This window comes from Nostoc sp. FACHB-280 (assembly GCF_014697615.1).
GTDB lineage: Bacteria > Cyanobacteriota > Cyanobacteriia > Cyanobacteriales > Nostocaceae > Nostoc_B.
Genome location: NZ_JACJSD010000096.1, coordinates 1 through 9,287 on the forward strand (window position 1 = coordinate 1; position 9,287 = coordinate 9,287).

The following is a 9,287-nucleotide window of genomic DNA, read 5'->3' on the forward strand; positions in this document are numbered from 1 at the left end:
TGTTTATATTGCCAATTGCTTGTATAACTCTTTCCCTACTTGGGCTTTTGCCACCAATTACTGCTAATTCTATTGAATTATACTGATTTTATTCATGCTATTCTAGCATAGCTACTCTGGGAGAGCCGGGGTTTTTTGCGTAAGTCCTATCAATGTAAACAAGCTTCTGGTCTAAATGGTAATAGGTACGCTATTAGAAGGATCGCAACTCTTGAACTAAAAGTACGAGATGCGATCATGTAGTTATTTAGTTCACTTATCTCCGGCTTTTAATCCTAAGTAAGCGCCTAAAGCCATTTGTGTTAGGTCGAAAAGAAATGGACGCACAGTTGGGTCTATAAAAGCAAGTATGAGCGTCCCCGTGACCATAACTAGAACGGCAATTCCCAGGACGTTATCTCTGGTAAGTTTAAGTTGCAATTTTCGTTTTATCATTTTTTAATACCGTAGTTTTTGATGTGGGGAGATGGTTTCCCTGTACTCAGAGCCTACACAAAGTGATGAGTAAAACAAAGCAAAGTGTAAACCCTGATAGCGGTACCTTAGCAGCTGGAATTTTCCGCTAGGGTTACTGGTATTGCCCTACAATAAAGTGAAGAATCTAGCCGCTTAAACAAGGGATTTATTTATGTCCCACCCAACACTTAGTAACCAAGAAGTCGCTCGACGTGGAAAGGAACTCTACGAAAAAAGTATCCGTGCCAAAGTTGAAACACAAGAAAACATTGGCAAAATTATCTCGATTAATGTTGAAACGGGAGATTACGAAATCGGTGATGATTTAGTCGAAACGAGTCTGCGATTAAAATCCAAGCAACCCAATGCAGCACTTTGGGGAGAGAGAATTGGTTTTGATGCCGTTTATGCAGTTGGTGGTACATTGCTCAGGACGGCACAGTGATACATGGAAATGTAGTTGCACTTCAGGCAAGAATGAGTTTGATTATTCTTCCTCCAGAAGGTTCAGGTGTAGAAATCGAATGCGTTATTGATACAGGGTTTGAAGGGTTCTTAACTTTGCCGCCTTCTGTAATTGCTACTCTTGGTTTGCCTTACCTCATAAATATCAACGCCAACCTAGCTAACAATTCCAGTGTGGAAACTGATGTTTATTTGGCAACAATTATATGGAATGGTGTAGAGCGTAATATTGCAGCACTAGCAATGGGTCGTCGTCCGCTCATTGGAACTGCTTTGCTGGAAGATTATCATCTTGGCATAGATTTTTGTGAAGGCGGTACGGTTCTGGTGGATGAAATTCTATAACTTGAAAGCATCTCTACCGGCACAACGAAAAATTCATCACCCGAAATAGCTGGGTTTTTGGAATATCGAACAGTTTATCTTTAATTAAAGAGAGACTATTTTGATAAACCATCCAGAAAACTAACTATGGCAAGCGGTGAAGTGTTTGATAGTGAAACAAAATACCCAGTTGTGCCAAGGGTCAATTTACCGACTATGTTTCGGCTTGGCTTGTTTCAAATGGGGTTGAGTATGATGTCGATTTTGACTCTGGGAGTACTCAACAGGGTGATGATTCAAGAAATAGCGATTCCGGCGACGTTGGTGGCGTTGGTGCTGGCTTTACCTGCGTTTGTGTCGCCTTCGCGGATTTGGTTTGGTCAGATATCTGATGCGAAACCGTTGTGGGGTTATCACCGGACAGCTTATGTATGGGTAGGGGCGGCGATATTTGCGATCGCTGCTTTTTTCGCGGTACAAGTAATGTGGCAGTTAAATAATGCTGCGAGTATTTCTGGTGGCTGGACTTGGACAACTGACACTATCGGCTGGACTGCGCTGCTATCTTTAATTTTTGCAATTTACGGTTTGGCAATTTGCGCTAGTGGTACGGCTTTCGCGGCTTTGTTGGTAGATGTATCGGAAGAAGATAACCGTTCTAAAGTGGTGGGTGTGGTTTGGTCAATGCTGATGGTGGGAATCATTGTCGGCGCAATTATTAGTTCTAGCTTGCTCAAGCAATTAACCCCAGAAGCAACCCCAGAAACATTACAGGCATCAATTAACCGATTATTTACAATTGTGCCAGCAATTGTCTTTGGATTGGCGATCGCATCTACATTCGGCGTGGAAAAAAAATACTCCCAATATTCTAGCCGTTCCACATTGGTAAACCGCGAAGACAGCATTACCCTAAATGCAGCGTGGAAAATCTTAACCGCCAGTCCCCAAACAGGTTTGTTTTTCACCTTTTTGGTGGTGATGACGCTGTGCTTGTTTATGCAAGACCCAATTTTAGAACCTTATGCGGGTCAGGTGTTTAAAATGCCCTTGGCGGAAAGCACCAAATTAAATATTTATTACGGTATGGGTTTGCTAGTTGCTTACGCGGTGGCTGGATTTTTGATTGTGCCACGTTTGGGTAAACGCCGCAGCGCCCGTTTAGGTTGTATGTTGGTGGCTTTATGTGCCGCATTGTTGGGGATTTCGGGATTTACAGCCAATGTAGCTTTCTTAAAATTTGGGTTGGTGTTGTTTGGTTTAGCGACTGGTTTCTTAACTACAGCAGCAATTAGCTTGATGTTGGATTTAACCGCAGCCGAAGCCGCCGGCACGTTTATTGGTGCATGGGGTCTGGCGCAGTCAATTTCTAGGGGTCTTGCTGTGGTGATTGGCGGTACACTTTTGGATATCGGACGCAGAACTTTGCCCAGTTTGGAACTAGCTTATGGGTTGGTATTTGCCTTAGAAGCAGTGGGAATGGTACTTTCAATTGGGTTCCTCAACCGCGTCAACATTACAGAATTTCAAACAAGTACCAAGCAAGCGATCGCATCTGTCTTAGAAAGCGATCTAGACTAATTAAAATTTGGTGTATGGATATTAAGGTAAGGCAAAAGGAAAAAGGCAAAAGTAAAAAAACTAATCTTTTACCTTTTTACTTTTAACTTTTTCCTTAATTAATTCACTCCCTAGCATTGCAATGAATGATTTTTGGTTAACGGTGCTTGATTTTGCCCAGACTACAACTACCAGGGTGGGCAAACAACTAATGCAAGATTTTGGACAGGTGCAGGCTTTACAAAAAGCTGATGGTAGTTTGGTAACACGCGCCGATAAATGGGCAGATCAAGAAATTCGGGATGCGATCGCCGCTAATTTTGCTGGTTATGGTATTCTCAGCGAAGAATCTGACAAGACCTTTCCGGGGACAGAATGGTGTTGGGTAATTGACCCTTTGGATGGGACAACTAATTTTACCCGTGGTATTCCGATTTGGTCGATTTCTTTGGCTTTGCTGTATCAAGGTACGCCTGTTTTTGGATATATCCATGTACCGCCATTAGGACAAACTTTTCACGGCTTTTGGCAAGGTACATCTGGTTTAGCCACACCCACTGGCGCATTTCTCAACAATCATCCCATACATACCAGTGCGGATGCTCCCAGCAGTCATCACTTTTTTAACCTTTGTTCCCGCAGTACAGCCGTTATTCAACCAAAATTTCCTTGCAAAATTCGGATGTTGGGTGTGGCGAGTTATAACTTTCTCACCGTTGCGACTGGCGCAGTGTTGGGTGGAATTGAAGCGACACCAAAAGTTTGGGACTTAGCCGGCGCTTGGGTAATTGTGCAAGCGGCTGGTGGGAGTTGGAAGTCTCTCAAGTCTGAGCCATTTCCTTTGATTGCAGGAGAAGATTATAGCGATCGCTCTTATCCTACTTTAGTTCTCAGCCGTTCAGAATTGGCGATCGTTTTTGAACCATTTCTCAAAGAGTTGAAAATTTAACATTCATCAAAACACTGATAGAACAAGCCTAGACCCATCTTTTGGGTTTAGGCTTTTTTGCTTGAACAGGACTTACACACAAATGAATGGGTATAGGGTGTAAGGATTTTGAATAATTACACCCCTACACCCTCACACCCTTATACCCATTCTTAACAAACAACTTTTTTGGGTAATTCCTATTTAATAATCCTGATTGGGTTGAATACCTAGTGAAACTTATAAGTTACATAGTCTAGACCTGACTCAGTAATCAACCATAGGTGTATGTTATCCAATCTAGAGCTAATTCGTGAGTTCGTAGACAAAAGCATTCAAAAAAAAGATATTTTATTATCTAACTCGGCTTTGACAGCACAAACCGTCTATAAAATTAATCAACTAACAGCAAAATCTCAAGGTGTAATTGCTACAGCCAATTTAAATCATCCAGCTTTGGAGTTTTTAGTTCAGCCAAATTCATCTCATTGGGAATCGATAAATCAGACATTATTAGATTATAGTTATCTTATCAGAGGTGATATAGACAATCGCGGTTTTTATCATTATCAATATTGCAAAGTGCCGAAGGGATACCAGATGCACTGTACTCAATCTGTATTGTTATGGCGTGCTTGGTGGAAATATCGTAAGCAGGTTTTAAGAAGTACTATTCCTTTAGATTTACTCATTCAAAATCGTGATTCTTGGTATCCTATCAGAGATTTAATTATTAGTGATGGGTTGCTTTATATCAAAACTTTAGGCAGTGAAATCGCCATTCATTCAGAAGATTTGATCATTTGGTTAAGTAAATTTGAAATTAATTTCTCTCAGGAAAGGACTGAATTTGCTCAAGTGGAGAAAAATTTGGCAATGCAGAGTTAAACACAAAGTCACACAAGCTAAACCTAATACCATTTCACTTTAAAAATGATACAGATATGCAATCAGCGCCTCGACTCCGCTCGGCAAACAGAAGCCGAGGTGCAGAGGAAGTGATTTGTATTAGTAATTGTATGAATTGGTATATTTCCAAATATCTCTCCTCCTTGTCCCCCTTGTCCCCCTTGTCTTCCTTGTCTCCCTCATCCCCTTCCCCAATAAGACTGCTATACTAATCACCGGTGAGTACAGTTCTACCAGTGAAGTAGTATGAAAGGACTCTGGCTTGAAAACCAACAACTGCAACTACGCACAGATATTCCAGTTCCAGAACCGCAATTAGGAGAAGCTTTGGTACGTGTTTTGCGGGCGGGAATTTGTAATACTGACCTGGAGTTGCAGCGTGGTTATTATCCTTACACTGGGATTTTGGGACATGAATTTGTCGGTTTTGTGGAACAAGGCCCAGAGAACTTAATTAATAAAAGGGTCGTAGGCGAAATTAACGCCGCCTGTGGTCATTGTCGCTTTTGTCTTCGAGGACAGCCGACTCACTGCGAAAATCGCACAGTATTGGGTATTGTGAACCGTCACGGGGCTTTTGCAGATTATCTGTGTTTACCCGTAAAAAACTTACATCCTGTACCGGATAATGTGCCTACAGATGTTGCAACTTTTACCGAGCCTCTAGCCGCGGCTTTAGAAATTCAACAGCAAGTGGTTGTTTGTCCCGATGACCGTGTGTTAGTGGTGGGAGATGGTAAACTTGGTCAACTGGTAGCACAAACACTGGCGTTAACTAACTGTGAGTTGTTGGTTGTGGGTCGTCATCCTGAAAAACTGGCGAACTTAGCCGCTAGAGGAATTAAAACTGGTTTAGTTGATGCAGTTACAGATAAAGCTTTTGATATTGCTGTAGATTGTACTGGTAATCCTGAAGGATTTGCGATCGCTCATCGCGCTTTACGCCCCCGTGGTACCCTAGTCATGAAAAGTACCTATGCAGGCAACTTGAGTTTAGATGCTTCGTCTTTGGTGGTAGACGAAATCACCCTCATTGGTTCCCGTTGTGGCCCGTTCCCCGCAGCACTAGAATTATTAGCCGCAGAAAAAGTGGACGTAAAACCTTTAATTCACGCCCATTTTCCACTGACAGAAGGTATTGCCGCTTTTACAGAGGCTCAAAGTCGGGGTGTGTTAAAAGTATTGTTGGAAATGAGTACAGTGTGAAGTTCCGACTCCACGCAAAGGCGGAACTCCAAACACGGTTGAAGCGATCGCCTACATATCGCTATTTCAAGATATCATAAAATCCTGAAACGCTTATTATGTAAGCCTTATGTAACACTTCACCCCATCGTTTCACTCATATCCGCCCCTAGATTTATAAACTAAACTGTGCGCGTTTGCCCCTGGCCGCAGCTTCCGTAACACTACCCCAGATTATGATTCCAAGGACACTAAATCCTTAAGAATGACTACCGCTTGACAAGAGAAGATTGTATGTATATACATACTATATGGATAGTATTTCTCCCAAAGCTCCACTGGCGATCGCAAATCAAGTACCTGCAACCTGTATGGGATTGCACATTCGTCGAGCATCACGAATTGTGACGCAAGTGTATGATGCCGCCTTACGCCCGATTGGTTTGGAGGTAAACCAATTGACGTTACTGGTGGCAGTTCACTTGCTTGAGACTGTGCCAATCACGCAATTAGCTCAAGAATTATTTGCTGACCAAACGACCGTGACTCGAAACATCAAGTTGCTAGAGAAACGGGGATTAGTTGCCATTAATCCTGGTGAGGATCGGCGGATGAAGTTGGTGTCGTTAACGGTTGAGGGGCAGGCGATTTTGGAGCAGGCTCTTCCGATCTGGGAGCAGGTGCAAGCGGAACTCATGCAACACTTTGGCAAACAGAAATGGCAAACCCTTTTATCCCTGTTATCTGAGGTAAAAAACTTGAGTTAAGCTCAAAAAATTTGAGAAAAATATGTATATACATATAAAAGAGCAAAAATGTATGGACAGTATCAGTATGAATGATTGGCAAAAACGGCTGTATTCCCGCTATGGTTCCTGGGCAGTTGTTACGGGAGCATCCTCTGGGATCGGTAAGGAGATGGTACTGCGATTGGCTGAAGCCGGGTTGAATCTTGTCTTAGTGGCACGCAGTCAGGATGTTTTGGAGCAACTGGCGATCGATTTAAGCAAGCGGTATGGGGTTGATACGCGGGTGGTGCGACTGGATTTGGCGGCAGAAACAGGAGTCGATACCCTCACGACCATCACTCAGGATTTGGATGTTGGACTACTGGTGACAGCGGCAGGTTTTGGCACATCAGGATCGTTTCTCGATTCCCAATTAGACCAGGAAATGGAAATGCTGAACGTGAACTGTCGCGCTCTCCTGGCACTCTCCTGGTACTTTGGGCAACGGTTTGCAAATCAGGGGCGCGGCGGGATGGTACTCATAAGTTCGATCTTGGGTTTCCAGGGGACACCCTTTGCCGCCCACTATGCAGCCACTAAAGCCTATGTGCAAACTCTGGCTGAAGCACTAAATGTTGAACTGGCACCCAAGGGTGTGGATGTGATTGCATCTGCGCCCGGTCCAACCAATAGTGGTTTTGCAGAACGTGCAGGAATGAAGATGGGACAGATGCTGCACCCCAGGGAGGTGGCTCAGGGGACGTTGGATGTATTGGGTCGAAAGTCTCTCGTTTTGCCGGGACTGTTAACAAAACTACTGACCTACTTACTCGTGCCTTTACCCCGCTGGGCGCGGGTGCGAATTATGGGAAGTGTGATGAAGAGTATGACGCACTAATCAAAACACATTGCAAATTCGGTAATGAGTATCTTCGCTACAACGCCCTAGTCAGTCACTAGATTTAATACTGTCAACTAAAAGATTAGTCCTATGCCAAAATTTGATGATCATCCTACTGTCAAGCGTTTGAGAGAGTTACAAAATTCTCAAGACCAAGGCTTTCCGACTCCAATTTCATCTCCCCTCAACCGCGATTGGCTACGCTCATTCTGCCTGGAATTGGGGGCGGATGATGTCGGTTTTGTGAGCATTGATCAGCCCGAAATTGCTGATGAGCGGGCTAAAATTTTGCAGGCATTTCCCCAGACGAAAAGCTTGATTAGTTTTATCTGCCGCATGAATCGGGATAATGTGCGAAATCCTGCCCGCTCCGTTGCTAATGTGGAATTTCACCACACGGGAGAAGAGGTGAATCTGATCGCCCGCAGAATTGTCCGGGAACTGGAAAATCGGGGGATTCGAGCAGTGAATCCAGCGATGGGTTTTCCAATGGAGGCGCAGGACTATCTGAATGCCAAGAAAAATGTGTGGGTTGTTTCCCATAAACCGATCGCCGTTGCTGCCGGATTAGGACATATGGGGATTCATCGCAATGTGATTCATCCGAAATTTGGCAACTTCATTCTACTAGGGACAGTCCTAATGGATGCGGAGGTGACGGATTACAACCATCCCATTGATTACAACCCCTGTGTAGAATGCAAACTCTGTGTTGCTGCCTGTCCTGTGGGGGCGATCGGTGCAGATGGTAGCTTCAATTTTTCGGCTTGCTATACCCACAATTACCGAGAATTTTTAGGCGGCTTTACTGACTGGGCAAAGAATCTGGCGGAAAGTAAGTCGGCAAAGGACTATGAGCGCAAAGTGGGTGAAGCTGACTCAGCGACCATGTGGCAAAGCCTGTCCTTTGGTGCCAACTACAAGGCGGCTTACTGTCTTGCGGCTTGCCCTGCGGGGGAAGATGTGATGGCTCCCTTTTTGCACGATCGCAAAGAATTTATTCAAGAGGTTGTTAAACCACTGCAAGATAAAGTCGAAACGGTTTATGTTATTCCTGGGTCAGATGCCGAAGCCCATGCAGCTAAACGGTTTCCCCACAAGCAGGTCAAGCACGTTCGCAATAGCCTGGTTCCCCTTTCCATTGAAGGCTTTCGGTTTGGCTTACCATTAGTCTTTCAATTCAATCAAGCGAAAGGACTTAACGTGGTCTACCACTTTTCGTTTACAGGGCAGGAAGTGCGCCAGTTTACAGTCAGTATCGCAAATCAAACCTGTGAAATTCATGATGGTCTGGTCGGTGAAGCGGATCTGGTCGTCAAAGCGGACAGTAAAACCTGGATTGCTTTTTTGCGAAAAGAACGAAACATGCTCCTGGCAATTCTGACCCGCAAAATCCGCGTCAAAGGAAATATACGCTTGCTTTTAAAGTTTGCGAAATGTTTCCCATCATAAGTTAGGCATCCACTTACGCTCAATGTGCAGTTGGGAGCGATTCTGTAACTTTGCCCGCGAACCGCAACGTAGAAAAGTTGGTTCCGATACCAGGGTATCAATTGAAGGCATAGCTTATGAAGTAGAACCAGACTTGGCTGGTGAAACTGTCGTTCTTTGGTGGGGTTTATTTGACAACGAGCTATACGTTGAGTTTAAGTAGCTAGGCGCAATTAAATATAAAACGCTCAAGAGCATATCCATCCTTAAGGCTTCTGGCTTCAATGCCATCAATAATTGCCATCGCTAAATCATAATTATTATCAAACATCTGTCCAGCAATTTCATGAGTCTTCAATTGATGCCATTCCTCCTCAATTCGATTCATTTGAGAACAATA

10 protein-coding genes and 1 pseudogene are annotated in these 9,287 nt (G+C 43.9%); 10 read left to right on the forward strand and 1 reads right to left on the reverse strand.

Features of this window, described 5'->3' with window-relative positions; translation table 11 throughout:
* Positions 1-252 precede the first annotated feature (252 nt).
* Positions 253-435 carry a hypothetical protein gene (locus H6G75_RS32170; protein WP_190983916.1) on the reverse strand — a complete coding sequence of 61 codons (183 nt, stop codon included), beginning with the start codon at positions 433-435 and terminating at the stop codon, positions 253-255.
* Positions 436-628: 193 nt separating this feature from the next.
* Here H6G75_RS32170 and H6G75_RS32175 point away from each other — a divergent pair, with 193 nt between their 5' ends.
* The 10 genes and pseudogenes from H6G75_RS32175 to H6G75_RS32220 all read left to right on the forward strand — a co-directional run.
* On the forward strand, positions 629-901 hold the full coding sequence (locus H6G75_RS32175; protein ID WP_190983917.1) for a hypothetical protein: 273 nt from the start codon (positions 629-631) through the stop codon (positions 899-901).
* 32 nt (positions 902-933) lie between these two features.
* Positions 934-1,266: a clan AA aspartic protease gene (locus tag H6G75_RS32180; RefSeq protein WP_199333979.1), complete on the forward strand. Its 333-nt coding sequence runs from the start codon at positions 934-936 to the stop codon at positions 1,264-1,266.
* Positions 1,267-1,392: 126 nt separating this feature from the next.
* The gene (locus H6G75_RS32185) at positions 1,393-2,826 is read left to right on the forward strand and encodes a BCD family MFS transporter (RefSeq protein ID WP_190983919.1); all 1,434 of its coding nucleotides are present in this window, start codon (positions 1,393-1,395) and stop codon (positions 2,824-2,826) included.
* A gap of 121 nt (positions 2,827-2,947) precedes the next feature.
* Positions 2,948-3,754 carry an inositol monophosphatase family protein gene (locus H6G75_RS32190; protein ID WP_190983920.1) on the forward strand — a complete coding sequence of 269 codons (807 nt, stop codon included), beginning with the start codon at positions 2,948-2,950 and terminating at the stop codon, positions 3,752-3,754.
* Between the two features lie 267 nt (positions 3,755-4,021).
* On the forward strand, positions 4,022-4,621 hold the full coding sequence (locus H6G75_RS32195) for a hypothetical protein (RefSeq protein WP_190983921.1): 600 nt from the start codon (positions 4,022-4,024) through the stop codon (positions 4,619-4,621).
* Between the two features lie 267 nt (positions 4,622-4,888).
* Complete coding sequence (locus tag H6G75_RS32200; protein WP_190983922.1) at positions 4,889-5,848, forward strand: alcohol dehydrogenase catalytic domain-containing protein; 960 nt, start codon at positions 4,889-4,891, stop codon at positions 5,846-5,848.
* Between the two features lie 290 nt (positions 5,849-6,138).
* Positions 6,139-6,594 (forward strand): MarR family winged helix-turn-helix transcriptional regulator, encoded by a 456-nt coding sequence (locus tag H6G75_RS32205; RefSeq protein ID WP_190983923.1) that lies wholly within the window; start codon positions 6,139-6,141, stop codon positions 6,592-6,594.
* A 67-nt stretch (positions 6,595-6,661) separates the two neighbouring features.
* Positions 6,662-7,453, forward strand: a complete 792-nt coding sequence (locus tag H6G75_RS32210) for an SDR family oxidoreductase (RefSeq protein ID WP_190983924.1) — start codon at positions 6,662-6,664, stop codon at positions 7,451-7,453.
* A 93-nt stretch (positions 7,454-7,546) separates the two neighbouring features.
* Positions 7,547-8,908 carry an SCP2 sterol-binding domain-containing protein gene (locus tag H6G75_RS32215; RefSeq protein ID WP_190983925.1) on the forward strand — a complete coding sequence of 454 codons (1,362 nt, stop codon included), beginning with the start codon at positions 7,547-7,549 and terminating at the stop codon, positions 8,906-8,908.
* Between the two features lie 16 nt (positions 8,909-8,924).
* Positions 8,925-9,101, forward strand: a pseudogene (locus tag H6G75_RS32220) (IS481 family transposase); the annotation flags it as partial.
* Between the last annotated feature and the right edge of the window lie 186 nt (positions 9,102-9,287).

Coding starts and splice junctions, on each gene's coding strand:
- H6G75_RS32215 (WP_190983925.1), top strand. CDS start 7,547: ATGCCAAAATTTGATGATCATCCTACTGTCAAGCGTTTGAGAGAGTTA.
- H6G75_RS32210 (WP_190983924.1), top strand. CDS start 6,662: ATGAATGATTGGCAAAAACGGCTGTATTCCCGCTATGGTTCCTGGGCA.
- H6G75_RS32175 (WP_190983917.1), top strand. CDS start 629: ATGTCCCACCCAACACTTAGTAACCAAGAAGTCGCTCGACGTGGAAAG.
- H6G75_RS32195 (WP_190983921.1), top strand. CDS start 4,022: ATGTTATCCAATCTAGAGCTAATTCGTGAGTTCGTAGACAAAAGCATT.
- H6G75_RS32190 (WP_190983920.1), top strand. CDS start 2,948: ATGAATGATTTTTGGTTAACGGTGCTTGATTTTGCCCAGACTACAACT.
- H6G75_RS32170 (WP_190983916.1), bottom strand. CDS start 435: ATGATAAAACGAAAATTGCAACTTAAACTTACCAGAGATAACGTCCTG.
- H6G75_RS32180 (WP_199333979.1), top strand. CDS start 934: ATGAGTTTGATTATTCTTCCTCCAGAAGGTTCAGGTGTAGAAATCGAA.
- H6G75_RS32185 (WP_190983919.1), top strand. CDS start 1,393: ATGGCAAGCGGTGAAGTGTTTGATAGTGAAACAAAATACCCAGTTGTG.
- H6G75_RS32205 (WP_190983923.1), top strand. CDS start 6,139: ATGGATAGTATTTCTCCCAAAGCTCCACTGGCGATCGCAAATCAAGTA.
- H6G75_RS32200 (WP_190983922.1), top strand. CDS start 4,889: ATGAAAGGACTCTGGCTTGAAAACCAACAACTGCAACTACGCACAGAT.